This is a genomic window from Intrasporangium sp. DVR, from assembly GCF_040365325.1.
Classification (GTDB): domain Bacteria; phylum Actinomycetota; class Actinomycetes; order Actinomycetales; family Dermatophilaceae; genus Intrasporangium.
The window spans coordinates 25,844-41,905 of record NZ_BAABZW010000020.1; the positions used below are offsets into that span (position 1 = coordinate 25,844).

17 protein-coding genes are annotated in these 16,062 nt (G+C 70.5%); 13 read left to right on the forward strand and 4 right to left on the reverse strand.

Annotation, left to right across the window (positions count from 1 at the left end; genetic code table 11):
• Nucleotides 1-66 precede the first annotated feature (66 nt).
• The 3 genes from mshA to ABWV20_RS15945 are packed head-to-tail and all read left to right on the forward strand — an operon-like array spanning nucleotide 67 to nucleotide 2,706.
• Nucleotides 67-1,368 (forward strand): D-inositol-3-phosphate glycosyltransferase, encoded by a 1,302-nt coding sequence (gene mshA, locus ABWV20_RS15935; RefSeq protein ID WP_353356825.1) that lies wholly within the window; start codon nucleotides 67-69, stop codon nucleotides 1,366-1,368.
• A gap of 35 nt (nucleotides 1,369-1,403) precedes the next feature.
• The gene (locus ABWV20_RS15940; RefSeq protein WP_353356827.1) at nucleotides 1,404-1,931 is read left to right on the forward strand and encodes a YbjN domain-containing protein; all 528 of its coding nucleotides are present in this window, start codon (nucleotides 1,404-1,406) and stop codon (nucleotides 1,929-1,931) included.
• A gap of 31 nt (nucleotides 1,932-1,962) precedes the next feature.
• The gene (locus tag ABWV20_RS15945) at nucleotides 1,963-2,706 is read left to right on the forward strand and encodes a phosphoglyceromutase (protein WP_353356829.1); all 744 of its coding nucleotides are present in this window, start codon (nucleotides 1,963-1,965) and stop codon (nucleotides 2,704-2,706) included.
• Between the two features lie 108 nt (nucleotides 2,707-2,814).
• Here ABWV20_RS15945 and phoU read toward each other — a convergent pair whose 3' ends face one another.
• A complete protein-coding gene (gene phoU / locus ABWV20_RS15950; protein ID WP_353356831.1) occupies nucleotides 2,815-3,525 on the reverse strand; it encodes a phosphate signaling complex protein PhoU in 711 nt (236 codons plus the stop codon).
• Between the two features lie 157 nt (nucleotides 3,526-3,682).
• Between phoU and ABWV20_RS15955 the strand changes: the two genes are divergently transcribed.
• Nucleotides 3,683-4,966: a sensor histidine kinase gene (locus ABWV20_RS15955; RefSeq protein WP_353356833.1), complete on the forward strand. Its 1,284-nt coding sequence runs from the start codon at nucleotides 3,683-3,685 to the stop codon at nucleotides 4,964-4,966.
• Nucleotides 4,963-5,646: a response regulator transcription factor gene (locus ABWV20_RS15960; RefSeq protein ID WP_353356835.1), complete on the forward strand. Its 684-nt coding sequence runs from the start codon at nucleotides 4,963-4,965 to the stop codon at nucleotides 5,644-5,646. Before ABWV20_RS15955 ends, ABWV20_RS15960 begins: the two co-directional genes overlap by 4 nt.
• A gap of 130 nt (nucleotides 5,647-5,776) precedes the next feature.
• On the opposite strand, the gene ABWV20_RS15965 is transcribed toward ABWV20_RS15960, so the two are convergent.
• Complete coding sequence (locus ABWV20_RS15965) at nucleotides 5,777-6,424, reverse strand: hypothetical protein (protein WP_353356904.1); 648 nt, start codon at nucleotides 6,422-6,424, stop codon at nucleotides 5,777-5,779.
• A gap of 246 nt (nucleotides 6,425-6,670) precedes the next feature.
• Here ABWV20_RS15965 and ABWV20_RS15970 point away from each other — a divergent pair, with 246 nt between their 5' ends.
• The 8 genes from ABWV20_RS15970 to ABWV20_RS16005 all read left to right on the forward strand — a co-directional run bounded on the left by ABWV20_RS15970 (nucleotide 6,671) and on the right by ABWV20_RS16005 (nucleotide 13,551).
• On the forward strand, nucleotides 6,671-7,153 hold the full coding sequence (locus tag ABWV20_RS15970) for a CarD family transcriptional regulator (protein WP_013493734.1): 483 nt from the start codon (nucleotides 6,671-6,673) through the stop codon (nucleotides 7,151-7,153).
• The gene (gene ispD / locus ABWV20_RS15975) at nucleotides 7,153-7,917 is read left to right on the forward strand and encodes a 2-C-methyl-D-erythritol 4-phosphate cytidylyltransferase (RefSeq protein ID WP_353356838.1); all 765 of its coding nucleotides are present in this window, start codon (nucleotides 7,153-7,155) and stop codon (nucleotides 7,915-7,917) included. The genes ABWV20_RS15970 and ispD overlap by 1 nt, the downstream gene beginning before the upstream one ends.
• Nucleotides 7,914-8,708 carry an SDR family NAD(P)-dependent oxidoreductase gene (locus ABWV20_RS15980; protein WP_353356840.1) on the forward strand — a complete coding sequence of 265 codons (795 nt, stop codon included), beginning with the start codon at nucleotides 7,914-7,916 and terminating at the stop codon, nucleotides 8,706-8,708. Before ispD ends, ABWV20_RS15980 begins: the two co-directional genes overlap by 4 nt.
• On the forward strand, nucleotides 8,708-9,196 hold the full coding sequence (ispF, locus tag ABWV20_RS15985) for a 2-C-methyl-D-erythritol 2,4-cyclodiphosphate synthase (RefSeq protein ID WP_353356842.1): 489 nt from the start codon (nucleotides 8,708-8,710) through the stop codon (nucleotides 9,194-9,196). Before ABWV20_RS15980 ends, ispF begins: the two co-directional genes overlap by 1 nt.
• Before the next feature lie 252 nt (nucleotides 9,197-9,448).
• Nucleotides 9,449-10,927, forward strand: a complete 1,479-nt coding sequence (gene cysS, locus ABWV20_RS15990; protein WP_353356844.1) for a cysteine--tRNA ligase — start codon at nucleotides 9,449-9,451, stop codon at nucleotides 10,925-10,927.
• Nucleotide 10,928: 1 nt separating this feature from the next.
• Entirely contained in the window at nucleotides 10,929-11,894 is a 966-nt protein-coding gene (gene rlmB, locus ABWV20_RS15995) for a 23S rRNA (guanosine(2251)-2'-O)-methyltransferase RlmB (RefSeq protein WP_353356846.1), read from the forward strand.
• A 254-nt stretch (nucleotides 11,895-12,148) separates the two neighbouring features.
• Nucleotides 12,149-13,018 (forward strand): DUF929 family protein, encoded by an 870-nt coding sequence (locus ABWV20_RS16000; RefSeq protein ID WP_353356848.1) that lies wholly within the window; start codon nucleotides 12,149-12,151, stop codon nucleotides 13,016-13,018.
• Nucleotides 13,015-13,551: a vitamin K epoxide reductase family protein gene (locus ABWV20_RS16005; RefSeq protein WP_353356850.1), complete on the forward strand. Its 537-nt coding sequence runs from the start codon at nucleotides 13,015-13,017 to the stop codon at nucleotides 13,549-13,551. The genes ABWV20_RS16000 and ABWV20_RS16005 overlap by 4 nt, the downstream gene beginning before the upstream one ends.
• On the opposite strand, the gene ABWV20_RS16010 is transcribed toward ABWV20_RS16005, so the two are convergent.
• Together ABWV20_RS16010 and ABWV20_RS16015 are read right to left on the reverse strand one after the other, a co-directional pair.
• Nucleotides 13,532-14,776, reverse strand: coding sequence for a DUF4032 domain-containing protein (locus ABWV20_RS16010; protein ID WP_353356852.1), 1,245 nt, complete (start codon nucleotides 14,774-14,776; stop codon nucleotides 13,532-13,534). The genes ABWV20_RS16005 and ABWV20_RS16010 overlap by 20 nt on opposite strands.
• Before the next feature lie 172 nt (nucleotides 14,777-14,948).
• On the reverse strand, nucleotides 14,949-15,956 hold the full coding sequence (locus ABWV20_RS16015; protein ID WP_353356854.1) for a DUF559 domain-containing protein: 1,008 nt from the start codon (nucleotides 15,954-15,956) through the stop codon (nucleotides 14,949-14,951).
• Between the last annotated feature and the right edge of the window lie 106 nt (nucleotides 15,957-16,062).

The window sequence follows — 16,062 nt, forward strand, 5'->3', positions numbered from 1 at the left end:
ACGCGGCTCAGCGATGTGGTTGAGTCGGGGTACAGGGTGAAGACAGGGTCGAGCAGAAGGGCGCAGATGTCGGACGACCCCAGGCGTGTGGCGATGATCAGCGTCCACACGTCCCCCTTGGAGCAGCCGGGCACCGGTGATGCCGGCGGGCTGAACGTCTATGTCGCGGAGACGGCCAAGGAGCTTGCCCGGCGCGGTATCGAGGTGGACATCTTCACGCGGCGCACGACGGGCGAGACGCCGATGCTGGGCGAGCTCGCACCAGGTGTGCGCGTCCTCCACGTCACTGCCGGGCCGTACGAAGGGCTGCCCAAGGAGGAGCTCCCGGGTCAGCTCTGCGCCTTCTCCGCCGGGATCATGCAGGCCGGCCTGTCGGTGCCCGAGGACCACTACGACCTCGTCCACTCCCACTACTGGCTCTCCGGGCAGGTCGGCTGGCTCGCCGCCGACCGCTGGGGAGTGGCCCTGGTCCACACCATGCACACCATGGCGCGGGTCAAGAACCTCCACCTCGCGGACGGCGACCGAGCTGAGCCGCGCGGGCGCGAGATCGGCGAGGCCCAGGTCGTCGAGGCCGGCGACCGGCTCATCGCCAACACCGAGGGGGAGGCCCGCGAGCTCATCGAGCTCTACGACGCACCGCCCCGCAAGGTCTCCGTCGTGCCGCCCGGCGTGGACCTGACGACGTTCACTCCCGGTGACCGAGCCTCGGCCCGGTCCGAGCTGGGTCTGCCCGTCGACGGCGACCTGCTTCTCTTCGTCGGGCGGATCCAACCGCTCAAGGCGCCCGACCTGCTGCTGCGCGTCGCTGCCGAGCTACTGCGGCGGGACCCGGAGCGGCGACGACGGCTCACCGTCGCGGTGCTCGGCGGGCCGAGCGGAACGGGGCTGGCCCGGCCGCACGACCTCGAGGACCTCGCCGAGCAGCTCGGGATCACGGACGTGGTGCGGTTCGTCAAGCCCGTGGAGCGACCGGTCCTGGCGCAGTGGTACCGCGCCGCCGACCTCGTCCTCGTCCCGAGCTACAGCGAGTCGTTCGGCCTCGTCGCCATCGAGGCCCAGGCGTGCGGCACCCCGGTGGTCGCAGCCGACGTCGGTGGCCTGCCCACGGCTGTCGGCGACGCGGGGGTGCTCGTCGACGGTCACGATCCCGCGGCCTGGACCGACGCGGTCCAGCGGCTGCTCGACGACGACGACGTGCGCCACGAGCTCGGTCGCCGGGCCATCGACCACGCCGGAGCCTTCGGCTGGGAGGCGACGACCGACCGGCTGCTCGCCGTCTACCGCCAGGCGATCCATGACCGCACCCACTCGCCGATCGCCGATGGCGAAGGGCTCGTCGGCGTGCCGCGCGCCGTCATCCCCTGAGCGTCCCGGGGCTCGTCGCCTGACATGCTGGGTGAGTGAGCGAGCGAGCGCATGACGACCCGGCTGCAGCAGAGAGCCGTCTGACCGAGTACCTCCGGTCGGTCGACCTCGAGTGGGAGCTGGGGGGGCGGGAGGGCGAGTACGTCGTCACGCTGCCCGGCGAGAAGAAGCTGCGGACCGTGGTCTCGCTCCTCGTCCGGCCGCGCACGACGAGCGTCTCGGCCTTCGTCATCCGCAACCCGGACGAGAACCACGAGGAGTTCTACCGGACGCTGCTGCGCAGGAACCTCCGGCTGACGGGCATCGCCTACGCGATCGACTCCGACGGCGACGTCTACGTGCGTGGGGAGGTGCCGACGGAGGCGCTCGACGCAGACCACCTCGACCAGCTCTTCGGCGTGATCCTCGCCGCGAGCGACGAGGCCTTCAACGAGCTGCTCGCGCTCGGCTTCCTCGGCTCGATGAAGAAGGAGTGGGCCTGGCGGGTCTCGCGGGGTGAGTCCACCCGCAACCTCGAGCCGTTCCGGCACCTGCTCGACGACGACACTGGACAGCACTCCTGACGCTCTGGCCACCGTCGCTAGGCTGGCGGCCATGACCTACACCCTTGTCCTCGTCCGACACGGCGAGAGCGACTGGAACGCCAAGAACCTCTTCACGGGCTGGGTCGACGTCGACCTGACGGAGAAGGGCCGGGCGGAGGCCGTCCGCTGCGGCCAGCAGCTCAAGGACGCGGGGATCCTGCCGGACATCGTCCACACGTCCGTGCAGCGCCGGGCCATCACGACGGCCAACCTCTCCCTCGACGTGGCCGACCGTCACTGGATCCCGGTCAAGCGCAGCTGGCGCCTCAACGAGCGCCACTACGGAGCGCTGCAGGGCAAGAACAAGAAGGAGATCCTCGAGCAGTTCGGCGAGGAGCAGTTCATGCAGTGGCGGCGCTCCTACGACGTCCCGCCGCCCCCGATCGACCCGCAGGACGAGTTCGCCCAGACGGGCGACCCCCGCTACGCCGGCCTCGGCCAGGCGATGCCGGAGACGGAGTGCCTCAAGGATGTCGTCACGCGGATGCTCCCCTACTGGGACACCGAGATCAAGCAGGACCTCGCGGACGGTCTCACCGTCATGATCGCGGCGCACGGCAACTCGCTGCGCGCCTTGGTCAAGACCCTCGACGGCATCAGTGACGAGGACATCGCGGGGCTCAACATCCCGACCGGCATGCCGCTGGTCTACGAGCTCGACGAGTCGTTTGCCCCGGTCACCCGAGGTGGCCGCTACCTCGACCCCGAGGCAGCCGAGGCCGCGGCAGAGGCCGTGGCCAAGCAGGGCCGCTGACGGCGCCCCCTCCCGCCCACATCGAAAGAGCAGTTCGCGACACGTACGGTGTCGCGAACTGCTCTTTCGATGTGGGCGGGTGTGTCGCGAACTGCTCTTTCGATGGCGTCAGCTGGTGCGCTCGATCTCCGCGATGACGTCGGCGTCCTCTGCCTCCTCGTGGTCATAGCTGACCTCCGAGTCGTACTCCCCGGTCACGAGGTAGATGACTCGCCGTGCCACGGACACGGCGTGGTCGGCGAACCGCTCGTAGTAGCGGCCGATCAGCGCCAGGTCGAGCACCGTCGACCGGTGCAGGTCACGCTCCTCGTCGAGCAGGACGGCGAAGAGCTCGCGGTGCAGCTCGTCCATCTGGTCGTCGTCCTTGTCGAGAGCCGCCGCCGCCTCGACATCCTTGCTGGCGATGATCGAACCGCACTTGGCCACGATGGCCTCGGCGACCTGGCCCATCTGGAGGATGTGAGAGCGCAGCTGCGGGGGCACCGCGGACTCGGGCGTGCGCAGCCGGGCGACCTTGGCGACGTGCCGGGCGAGGTCCCCCATCCGCTCGAGGTCAGAGCTCATGTGCATCGCCGTCACGACGATGCGCAGGTCGGTCGCCACCGGCTGCTGGCGGGCCAGCAGGTTGATGGAGAGGTTGTCGAGGTTGATGCGGATCTCGTCGAGCTGCTTGTCCGCCTCGATGACCGACTCGGCGAGCTGGACGTCCGCGTCGAGCAGAGCCGTCGTGGCGCGTGAGATCGCGGACCCCGCCAGCCGCGTCAGCTCGACGAGCTGATCGGTGATCGTGTCGAGGTCCTCATGGAACTGGTCGCGCAATGGTCTTCCTCGTCTCGTGCGGGCCGGTGCGTCTCGGGTGACTGTCCCAGCAGTGCGTGAATGCAGGACGGCGGCGGGGTGAACACTCGGTAGCGCCCCCGTTCGCCGCACACTCGTGTGGTCTGAGCCTGCCACAAGACTGCGTAACCTGAGAGACGTGGATCCGACGACTGCGGCAATTCTGGGCGGCTTCGTCGGCCTCGGGATCGGAGGCGTGGCCGTGCTCGCCGTCCGAGCCTCCGACCGGTCCAGGCGCAACGAGGTCATCATCGCACCATCCCCTGACCTGCCGCCCGGCGTCGGCGAGGTGCTCTCCGTCCTCCGCTCGAGCGGCATCGTCGTCGACCGCTCCGACCGGGTCGTCAACAACTCGCCCGCCGCCGTCGCGCATGGTCTCGTCCGCGGCCAGGAGCTCGTCCACCCCGAGCTCCTCCAGCTGGCTCGGGCGGTGCGCCGCCACGGCGACATCCGCGAGGTCGAGCTCGACCTGCGCAAGGGGATCGGTGAGGGCAGGCTCGTCGTCGCGGCCCGAGTGGCCCCCCTGGGCGCCGACCACGTGCTCCTGCTCGTCGAGGACATCTCGCAGGCGCGCCGGGTCGAGGAGATCCGACGCGACTTCCTCGCGAACGTCAGCCACGAGCTGAAGACTCCGGTCGGTGGGATCTCCCTGCTCGCGGAGGCCCTGCTCGACGCCTACGACGACCCTGAGGCGGTCCAGCGCTTCGCCAGTCGGATCGGGGTCGAGTCCCGTCGCCTCTCCAGCCTGGTCAAGGACATCGTCGAGCTGAGCCGGCTTCAGGGCACCGACGTCATCAAGGACCCCACCCTCGTCGACGTCGGCGCCTGTGCCCACGACGCCGGAGAGCGGCACCGACTGCTTGCCGAGGAGCACGGGATCGACATCGCCGTCCACGCCGACCGGGAGTGCCGGGTGTGGGGGGACACGGACCTGATCACCACCGCCATCGGCAACCTCATCGGCAATGCGATCGCCTACTCCGACGGCGGCACGCGCGTCGGGGTGTCGGCACGTCGCCGCCCGGGTGGCCTCGTCGAGGTGGCGGTGACCGACCAGGGCCTGGGCATCGCTCCCGAGGAGCAGCAGCGGATCTTCGAGCGCTTCTACCGCGTCGACTCGGCCAGGTCCCGGGCGACCGGGGGCACGGGGCTCGGGCTCGCCATCGTCAAGCACGTCGTCGAGAACCACGGTGGCACGGTGACCGTCTGGTCGCAGGTGGGCCGCGGGTCGACCTTCACCATCTCCCTGCCGGCCGCGCCGGCCGGCGCCGCTGCAGCTCCCGAGACGGCCGCGGTCGGCGCCGGGGACGATGAGGCCGCTCCAGAGGCGCCCGGACCGAACGCCCCGGACCAGTACGCTCCAGATGAGCTCCCCCCGGCCGCCCCGGCCGCCCCGGCCAGTTCCACGAGAGGTCAGCCTTGAGTCGAATCCTGATCGTCGAGGACGAGGTGTCGTTCTCCGACCCGCTGTCCTACCTGCTCCGCAAGGAAGGCTACGACGTCGCAGTGGCGGAGACCGGTCCGGACGGGCTCGCGGAGTTCGACAAGAACGGCGCCGACCTGGTCCTCCTCGACCTCATGCTGCCGGGCCTCTCGGGCATCGACGTGTGCCGGGCCCTCCGGCAGCGCTCATCCGTGCCTGTCATCATGCTGACCGCGAAGGACAGCGAGATCGACAAGGTCGTCGGGCTGGAGATCGGCGCCGACGACTACGTCACGAAGCCCTACTCCAGCCGTGAGCTGCTCGCCCGCGTCAAGGCGGTGCTGCGGCGGCTCGCCGAGCCCGAGGACCTGCTCCCGCCCACCATCGAGGTGGGTCCGGTGCGGATGGACGTCGAACGACACACGGTCTCCGTGAACGGCAGGCCCACCCCGCTGCCGCTCAAGGAGTTCGAGCTGCTCGAGATGCTGCTGCGCAACGCGGGGCGGGTGCTGACCCGGATGCAGCTCATCGACCGCGTGTGGGGCAGCGACTACGTCGGCGACACCAAGACCCTCGACGTGCACATCAAGCGCCTCCGCGCCAAGCTCGAGCCCGACCCGGCAAATCCGGTGCACATCGTCACCGTGCGCGGGCTCGGCTACAAGTTCGAGGCCAACTGACCGCTGACTGGCGAGGCGCGGAGGGACGGACGCGCGGAGTCGGCTGAGCGGCATACGGCCGACTCGCCTCCAAGAGAAGGGACCCCCACCGCGGTGGGGGTCCCTTCGCTGGGTGGTCGTCCGGGTGGGCTCAGCTGGTCGCCGTCGTCGTCGGCGTGGCCGTCTCGGTCGAGGTCCCGGTCGAGGTCCCGGTGGGGGTGTCGGTGGACGTCGCGGTGGGCGTGTCGGTCGCCGTCGCCGTGGCGGTTGCCGTCGGCTCCGACGTCGGGGAAGCGGTCGGTGCCGGCGGCGCCGTCAGGCTCGCGTAGGGACCAGTGGCCAGCACGACCGGCACGTTGACGATCGTCGTTCCGCCCGGCTGGGTGGTGACCGCGAGCGGGACGATGCTCCCTGGTTTGGCGTCGATCCCGTCGAAGTGCAGTCCCTTCGTGGACAGGTCGACCTGCTCGCGGGCGCGGAGCTTGATCTCGGATCCGGTGCCCGCACCCTCGCCCTGCGGCGTGACCTGCAACGTCACGGGCTCGGTCCCCCCGTTGAAGGCGGCCCCGGAGACGACAGCCGTGCCCTCGGCGCTTCCGACGAGGAGCAGGTCGCGGATGGCGAGGTCGCCGACGTCCGCCGACACACCGTCGGCCGGTTCGTACGCGACGTCGGTCTGGACCGGGTTGAACACCATGCAGCCGCTGGCCAGGGTGGCGACGGCGAGACCACCGAGGGCGGCCGCGGCGCGGCGGGACCGCGAGGCGGGCGCGGGGCTGTTGGCGAGGATTCGGCGCATCACGGGCCACAGCCTACCGGCGGCCCGCGCGAGCGCGTGGGGAGACCCTGCCGTCCAGGCCCACAGGGTGGGTTCCACGCGCCGGCCGTCGGGTGGCAGAGCACGGGGACGACGCGGTTGTCAAGATGTGAACATGTGGCGAAGAAGCCACGACCATGCCCCTGACCTGCGCAGATGTCGCAGCGCTGGATCGCCGAAGACGCTCTTTCGTGATAATCTGTAGGTCGCGAAAGGGGAAAACAGCACATGGTTTTCAAGGTCGGCGAGACGGTCGTGTACCCCCACCATGGGGCGGCACTGATCGAAGAGATCAACACACGCACGATCAAGGGAGAGGACAAGCTCTACCTCAAGCTCAAAGTCGCTCAGGGTGATCTGACGATTGAGGTCCCCGCGGAGAACTGCGACCTCGTCGGCGTCCGCGACGTCGTCGGTCAGGAGGGCCTCGACCGGGTCTTCGAGGTCTTGCGGGCCCCGCACACCGAGGAGCCGACCAACTGGTCCCGCCGCTACAAGGCCAACCTCGAGAAGCTCGCCTCCGGCGACGTCATCAAGGTCGCCGAGGTCGTCCGTGACCTGTGGCGCCGCGACCAGGACCGCGGTCTGTCCGCCGGTGAGAAGCGGATGCTCGCCAAGGCCCGTCAGATCCTCGTCTCGGAGCTCGCGCTCGCCGAGAAGACGGACGAGGACAAGGCCGAGTCGATCCTCGACGAGGTCCTCGCTTCCTGATGCATCCCGGGTCGGCGGCGGTCGGCGTCATCGTCGTCGCCGCCGGTTCTGGCAGTCGTCTGGGCGCTGACGTGCCCAAGGCCTTCGTGCCCCTCGCCGGGGTGCCCCTGCTGGGGCACGCCCTGCGGGGGGCGTTGTCGTGTCCGGGGGTCGCCGAGGTCGTCGTGGTCGCGCCCGGCGGGTGGGTCGACGCTGCCCGTGCCGTATGCCGCTGGGCTCGGTCCCAGCCCCCCGCCCCTTCGTCGAGTGGCCCGGGTGTCCACAGCGGCGAGGCCCTGCAGGGTGTGGACGACGGGGCCACTCGAGTGGGGATCGAGGTGGTCGCCGGTGGCGCGGAGCGGGGTGACTCCGTCGCGGCCGGCCTCGCGGCGCTGTCCGCCGAGGTCGGGATCGTCCTCGTCCACGACGCCGCCCGATGCCTGGCCCCGACCGCTGTCTTCGAGCGTGTCGTCACTGCGGTGCGGGCCGGAGCGGCGGCCGCCGTCCCCGGTGTGCCTGTCGTCGACACCGTCAAGGAGGTGGACGAGTCGGGTCGCGTCGTGGGGACGCCCGATCGGTCACGGCTGCGCGCGGTGCAGACACCGCAGGGCTTTCGTCGCGACGTGCTCGAGCGGGCCCACGCCGTCTCCAGCGCCGCCACCGACGACGCCGCGCTCGTCGAGCGTCTCGGCGAGACGGTGCTCGTCGTCGACGGGGACCCCCTCGCCCTCAAGGTGACGACCCCCGCCGACCTCGATGCGGCGGCCCGTATCCTCGCAGGGTGAGCGCTGACGAGAGACCACGGCCGACCGCACTCATCACGGGAGGCGGGACCGGCATCGGTGCGGCGATCGCCCGTCGACTCGCGGCCGACGGCTTCCACGTGGTGGTCGCCGGTCGCCGGCGCGATCGCCTTGAAGAGACGGCCACCGCGATCAACGTCGACCATCCCGCGTCCGCCTCGACCGTCGTGATGGACGTGACGTCGGACGCCTCGGTCCGGGACGCGGTCGCGACTCTCGCCCGGTGTGACGTCCTGGTCAACAACGCAGGAGGGGCGCTGGGGGTCAGCAGCGTCGAGGACGGCGACCTCGGCGAATGGCAGCAGATGTATGACACCAACGTCCTCGGGACGGTTCGTGTCATCCAGGCCGTGCTGCCGCTGCTTCGCCGCTCCCCGCGGGCCACGATCGTCAACATCAGCTCGATCGCCGGCGAGCTCGTCTACGAGGGCGGCGGTGGGTACACGTCGGCCAAGCACGGCACGTCGGTCATCTCGGCCACGCTGCGGCTCGAGCTCAACGGCGAGCACATCCGGGTCACCGATCTCCGGCCCGGGATGGTGCACACCGAGGGGTTCTCCCTGACGCGTCTCCACGGCGACCAGGCCGCCGCCGACAAGGTCTACGAGGGTGTCGACCGTCCCCTCGTCGCCGAGGACGTCGCCGACTGCGTCGCCTTCGTGGTCGGGCTGCCGCAGCACGTCAACATCGACACCCTCGTGGTCAAGCCGGTCGCCCAGGCAGCGCCGCACAAGATCCATCGAGCGCCCATCGACTGGAAGGCCGGCGACTGATGAGTGGCCTGCCCAGAGTGGGCATCGGCGTCGACGTCCACGCCTTCGCACGCGAGGGGTCCGACCGTGAGCTGTGGATCGCCGGGCTGCTCTGGCCCGGGGAGCGCGGCCTCGAAGGTCATTCGGATGCCGATGTGGCCGCACACGCGGCGTGCGACGCGCTCTTCTCCGCCGCCGGGATCGGTGATCTGGGCGCGCACTTCGGGACGGACCGCCCGGAGCTGGCCGGTGCGCCCGGCGTGACGCTGGTCGCCGAGGCCGTCCGACTGGTCCGGCTCGCCGGCTTCACGATCGGCAACATCGCCGTCCAGGTCATCGGCAACCGGCCCAAGATCGGGACCCGGCGCGACGAGGCCCAGCAGCTGCTCACCAAGGCCGTCGGCGCGCCGGTCTCCGTCAGTGGCACGACGACCGACGGGCTCGGCCTGACCGGTCGCGGCGAGGGCATCGCGGCGATCGCCACGGCGCTCGTGATCTACCGACCCTGACCGATCGAAAGAGCAGTTCGCGACGCGTGGTGTGTCGCGAACTGCTCTTTCGATCGGGGTGGGGTGTCGCGAACTGCTCTTTCGATTGGGGTGGGGTGTCGCGAACTGCTCTTTCGATTGGGGTGGGGGAGAGCGGTCGGGAGGGCTGGGAGGGAGCCTGGCAGCGTGACGAACCCAGCGGCATACGGCATGGGGTTTCGTCGTGGCGCGAGCGGGACGGAGGACCGGGCGCGCGCCGATAGACTCACGCGGGTGAGTCTCCAACTGTTCGACACCGCCACCCGTGAGCTGCGCCAGTTCGTGCCGCGCGAGCCCGGCAAGGTCGGCATGTACATCTGCGGGCTCACGACCCAGGGCGCCCCCCACATCGGGCACATCCGTTTCGCCGTCGCTTTCGACGTCCTGCGCCGCTGGCTCGAGACCGGCCACGACTACCAGGTGACCCTGATCCGCAACGTCACCGACATCGACGACAAGGTGCTGCGCAAGGCCGCCGACGCAGGCGAGGACTGGTTCGCGCTCACCTACCGCAACGAACGCCTGACGACCGACGCCCTCGACGCCCTGGGCGTCAAGCCCGCGACGTACGAGCCGCGGGCGACCGGGCACGTGCCCGACATGGTCACGCTGATGGAGACCCTCATCGAGAAGGGGCACGCCTACGCCGCGCCGGACGGCTCCGGCGACGTCTACTTCGACGTGCGGTCCTGGCCCGACTACGGCTCGTTGTCCAACCAGTCGCTCGACGACATGGTCGCGGCCGAGGACGCCGACCCCCGCGGCAAGCGCGACCCCCGCGACTTCGCCCTGTGGAAGGGGCGCAAGGCCGACGAGCCGCTCAGCGCCTCCTGGCCGACGCCCTTCGGATCCGGCCGCCCGGGCTGGCACCTCGAGTGCTCGGCGATGGCCCGGCGCTGGCTCGGCGACGAGTTCGACATCCACGGCGGCGGCATCGACCTGCGCTTCCCCCACCACGAGAACGAGCAGGCCCAGTCGCGAGCGGCCGGCCTCGGCTTCGCGCGGTACTGGCTGCACAACGCCTGGGTCACGGTCAAGGGCGAGAAGATGGGCAAGTCCCTCGGCAACGCCCTCGAGGTGCGCCACCTGCTCGAGCACACCCGACCGATCGTCCTGCGCTACTACCTCACCGCGGCGCACTACCGGTCCACCATCGAGTACCACTCCGGCTCCCTCGAGGAGGCGGCCGCCGCGGTCGAGCGCTTCGAGGGCTTCCTCGAGCGCGCTGCTCGTCGCGGGGAGATCGCGCAGCCGGCGGACGCCGCGGCAGCGCGAGCCCTCATGCCCGCTGAGTTCGTGGCGGCGATGGACGACGACCTCGGTGTCTCCGGCGCCCTCGCCGCCATCCACGACACGGTCCGGGCCGGCAACGTCGCGCTCGACGAGGGCGACGACGAGGCCGCGCTCGCCGCGGCTGCACGAGTCGTCGCGATGACTGAGGTCCTCGGCATCAACCCGCTCGCGCCGGGCTGGGCCGCAGCCCAGGACTCGACGACCTCCGCAGCCGAGCTGGCGCTCGACGCCCTCGTCCGGGCGCGGCTCGACGAGCGGCAGTCGGCTCGGCAGGAGCGCGACTTCGCACGAGCCGACGCGATCCGCGACGAGCTCGCTGCGGTCGGGATCGCCATCACCGACACCCCATCCGGCGCCCAGTGGGCGCTCATTCGCACCAACGGGACCGGGCCGCCGAGCGGCGCCGACGAGGAAGGCTGACATGCCAGGCAACTCCCAACGCCGCGGCGCCGTGCGCAAGGGCGGCAAGAAGCCTGCGGCCGGCTCCGGCGGTCAGCGTCGCCGTGGGCTCGAGGGCAAGGGTCCGACGCCCAAGGCCGTCGACCGCGAGTACCACCCGGCCCACAAGCGGGCGTCCGCCACGACGAAGCGGGGCAGCAGCACGAGCCGCGGCTCCAGTGCGAGCCCGCGTGGACCGCGACGCGCCAAGGGCTCGAGCGAGATGGTCGCCGGGCGCAACTCCGTCGTCGAGGCCCTGCGCGCCCACATCCCCGTCTCGACGATGTACGTCGCCACGCGCATCGACTCCGACGACCGGGTCAGGGAGGCGCTCAAGCTCGCCACCGAGCGCGGCCTTCCCATCCTCGAGACGGCCCGCGGTGAGCTCGACCGGCTGACCGACGGCGCCGTCCACCAAGGCCTCGCGCTCCAGGTGCCACCGTACGACTACGCCGACCCCCGGGACCTCATCGACCCCGAGCAGCCGGGCATCCCGCTCGTCGTCGCGCTCGACGGCATCACCGACCCGCGCAACCTCGGGGCCATCGTCCGGTCCGTCGCGGCCTTCGGCGGTCACGGTGTGGTCGTGCCGGAGCGGCGCTCCGTCGGGATGACGGCGTCCGCGTGGAAGACCTCCGCCGGTGCCGCCGCCCGCATCCCGGTCGCCAAGGCGGGCAACCTCACCCGGGCGCTCGAGGACTTCAAGACGGCGGGCTTCTTCATTCTCGGCCTCGACATGGACGGAGACGTCGAGCTGCCGGACCTGGCGCTCGCCGCCGAGCCGCTCGTCGTCGTCACCGGCTCCGAGGGCAAGGGCCTGTCCCGCCTCGTCCGTGAGACCTGCGACCAGATCGTGTCCATCCCGATGAGCTCCGCCGTCGAGTCGCTCAACGCCGGGCTGGCGACGGGCGTCGCGCTCTACGAGATCGCGCGGCAACGCCGCCGCTGACCCCCGCAAGGCCGGCGCTGACCCGCGCAGCACACCCGCTTACCGCGCGGGTATGCCGCCCACAGCCGGCACCTCCTCGCGGTGAGCGGGTGTGTTGCGGGGGAGGGCGGGAGGCGCCTGAGGGGGCCGGCTCCGGGGAGCGAGCTCAGCGGCATACGCTGTGTCGCGAGGCACCCCGTGATCGGCGAGCAGCGGCTCGGGAGGGGTGTTAGGGTCTCCTACGACGCGTAGTAACTGACTGGATGGGGTACCTCGTGGGGAAGAGCAATCGCGCCGAGGTTGCGGCGCGCGCCGCCGAGATGCGCGCTGCACAGGTGCGCAAGGAGCGCCAGCAGAAGCAGATGATCGCTGCCGCTGTCGCCGTGGTCGTCGTCATCATCGCCGTGGCGGTCGGAGTCGTCATCGCAAACAACAAGAGCACGGGCGACCCGGCCACCACCACGACCGGCTCGGCCGCCGCGTTCATCCCCAAGCTCGCCGCGATCCCCGCCGCGACCTTCGACGCGGCCGGTGCGCCCTCTGACCCCAACGCCATACCGCAGAAGGTCGAGGGCGGCGAGGTCCTCACCGCGGACGGCAAGCCCCGGATGATCTACGTGGGCGCCGAGTTCTGCCCCTACTGCGCCTCCGAGCGGTGGGCGATCGTCGCCGCGCTGTCCCGCTTCGGCTCCTTCGAGGGGCTCGCGCCGACCCGCTCCGCGACGAACGACGGCAACATCCCCACCGTCACGTTCACCGAGTCGACCTACACGAGCGACTACCTGACCTTCAACGCCTGGGAGACCAAGGACCGGGAGTTCAAGCCGCTCCAGACCCTGCCGGCTGACGTCGACGCGCTGTTCAAGCGGTACAACCCCGAGGGTGGCATCCCGTGGACGTTCTACGGCACGCACGAGCTGCCCGGCTCCGGGATCCCGCTCCAGCCGTTCCTCGAGCACACGGGTGACAACGGGTGGGACGAGATCGTCGCCCAGATGGAGACCGGCACCGGGGACGTCGGCAAGTCCGTCGATGCGAGCGCCAACATGATCGCCGCGCAGCTGTGCCAGATGACCGGCGGCCAGCCGGCCAACGTCTGCACCAGCACCGGCGTCACGGCAGCGGCGGCCCTGGTCCAGAAGTGATCCTCCGACCGCGGTGGCTCGTCCCCACCTCGCTCGCCCTCTCGGTGGTGGGGCTGCTCGTCTCGGCCTACCTGACCTTCGAGCACTACACCGGCAACGAGACTCTCGCCTGCACCGTCACTGACGTCGTCGACTGCGCCAAGGTCACCGAGAGCGCGTGGTCGACGTTCCTCGGTCTCCCGGTGGCCCTGCTGGGCCTGCTCTTCTTCGTCGCCGTGACCGCGCTCGTGCTGCCGTCGGTGTGGCGTCGACCGGAGCCGTGGCTCGACCGGGTCAGGCTCGGGTTGCTCACGGTCGGCCTCGCCATGGCGCTCTACCTCGTGTGGGCCGAGCTCTTCCGGATCTACGCGATCTGCCTCTGGTGCACGGTCGTCCACGTGGCGACGTTCGCCCTGTGGATCATCGTCCTCTTCGGCCAGATCCTGTCGGTGCCGGCCGACGAGGGCGCGCGGCAGCCAGCCCACGGGGACGAGCCGGAGGGTCCTTCGGGCTCGGCCGAGGGGGAGGAGCGGGTCAGTCGTCCCAGGCGATGACGGGCATCTCGACGGTGTCCACGCCGACGACCGACTTTTCGATCGGCTTGCCCGGGAGCACCGTGGCGACGTAGTCCGCCAGGGCGGCCTCGATGGGGATGTCGTGCCCGGCACGCTCGCTCATGTACCACCGGTGCTCGAGGACCTCGTGGAAGATCTCGGCCGGCTCGAGCCGCCCGGTGAGCTCGCGCGGAACCGCCCTGGTGATCGGCTCGTAGATCTTGGACAGCCACTCATGCGCCACGATCTCCTCCTCGTCGCCCTGCCGGTCCGTGGCGGCGGCGTAGGCGTCCAGGTCGTTGAGCAGTCTGCGGGCCTGGTTCTCGCCGACGTCGAGGCCGGTCAGGCGCAGGAGGCGACGCGAGTGGTGCCCTGCGTCGACGACCTTGGGAGTGATCTGGATCTGGGTGCCGCCGATGTCGGTGGTGATCGACAGCTCGTCCACGTCGAAGCCGAGATCGTTGAGCCGCCGGATGCGCTCGTCGACGCGCCACCGGTCACCGGCCTCGAACCGCTCGGTCCCGGTGAGGGTCTCCCACAGCGAGTGGTAGCGCTCGATGATCGAGCTCGCGACCTCGAACGGGTCGGCCTGCTCCTCGAGGAAGCCGCCGGCCTCGAGGTCCATCAGCTCACCGGCGATGTTGACCTGGGCGATGTCCAGGTCGTGCTGCCGCTGCCCGTCGCTGAGGTGCTGGTGCAGCTCGCCGGTCTCGGCGTCGACGAGGTAGGCGGCGAAGGCGCCGGCATCCCTGCGGAAGAGCGTGTTGGACAGGGACACGTCGCCCCACCAGAAGCCCTCGAGATGGAGCCGCACGAGGAGCAGCGCCAGGGCGTCCATGAGCCGCACCGCGGTGTCGGGGCGCAGGGACTGGCTGTAGAGCGCCCGGTAGGGCAGGGAGTACTGCAGGTGTCGGGTGACCAGACAGGAGTCGAGGGGCTTGCCCGCGTCGTCCAGGCGCCCATGGACGACGCCGAACGGCTCGACGCACGGCACGTCGAGGCGGCGCAGGTTGCGCAGCATGACGTACTCGCGGTCGGCCAGCTCGGACTTGATCTCCTTGACGGCAAGGACTCGGCTCCCGAGCCGCACGAAACGCACGACGTGCCGTGAGATCCCGCGGGGCAGCGCCGCCAGCACGGACTCCGGCCAGTCTTCCAGGGGGACGGACCAGGGCAGGTCGAGCAGTGCCGACTCCGGCCGGGCTGTGGTGATCGCGAGGCTCACGGCCCCATCGTGGCATGCGCCCCGGACCTCGTCACCCATCGAGAGAGCACGTCGCGCCAGCCAAGCAGCCCGTATGCCGCTGGGCTGGGCGTCGATCGAAAGAGCACTTCGCGACGGCCTCAGTGTGGGATCGAGAGAGCAGTTCGCGACGCAAGATGGCCTGACGGCCCACTCAGCAGGCTTGAGCCCGCAGTCGCCGAGCGCGCTTTTCGGCGAGCTCGAGCATTCGCTTGCTGAAGAACCGAGGATGGCACTCGTCCAGCCTGAGCAGGTCGGGGGCGTGGCCGAGGAGGTCCGCCGCGCTTCGGACCAGGGCGACGCGTGCCTCGTCGGTGTTGACGTCGTCGTTCCAGACCGGGATGACCTTCCAGCCGTCGGCTTCGAAGCCGGCAAACCGCACGGCGTCCTGCCGGCGTTGGTGGTCAGAGTCATGGAACTCTCGACCTTGGTACTCCAACAACACTCGCGCCGACCGCCACATCATGTCCGGCCGGCCCAACCAGACCCCGTCGAGGCTGAACAACGGCTGGTTGAGCTCTGGTTCCGGAAGCCCGGCACGGACGAGGATGAGTCGGCTGCGTGTCTCTCCGGGTGACTCCGAGCCGACCCGGATCTCCTCAAGGGCCTCGACCAACGTGAGCTTGCCGCGCGGGCGCTCACGTCTCTCAAGCGCGAGTCGGAGGGGCTCAACGGAACCGAGACGAGTCGCCACCGCGTCGCCGATCACGATCAGGTCGTCGAGCCCGAGCGGGCTACCGACGTGGATCAGCTCGCCCAGGTCGACCCAGGTGTCGGCCATCCCAATCGTCGGCAGCCCGCAGACGGTGGTCACCTCGCGCTGGTGGAGGCCGCGATGCCCAACCACCCCAGCTCGTCGGACGGCGCCGTCGCGGGCATCCCGCATGACGTGCATCCCGGCGTCGTCGACCAGGGCACGGGGCAGCGGAAGTCCGTGCAGAAGGGCAGCGGTCAGGTGTGAGAAGGCAAAGCACTCCAGAATGAGCGCGACCGCGGCGCAGCGCTCTTGGACGGTCGCCAGGGTGTGGGAGGTCCGGACGCCCCGGGCCGGAGCCTCCAGGCTCAGTCGTTGGACCTGGCGGTAGGTGAGACCCCACACCGTGGCCATCGCCACGGAGAAGGGCCGACGGGTCAAGGGCTCGGGAAGGTCATCGACGTTCACCCGGTCGATGGTGCGGCATCTGGCAGTCCCCTCGCTGCCGGGACGCCGCGGCCTGTGGACAACCGCGTCGCGGGGCGTCCGTCACCAGTTGCGTCGCGAACTGCTC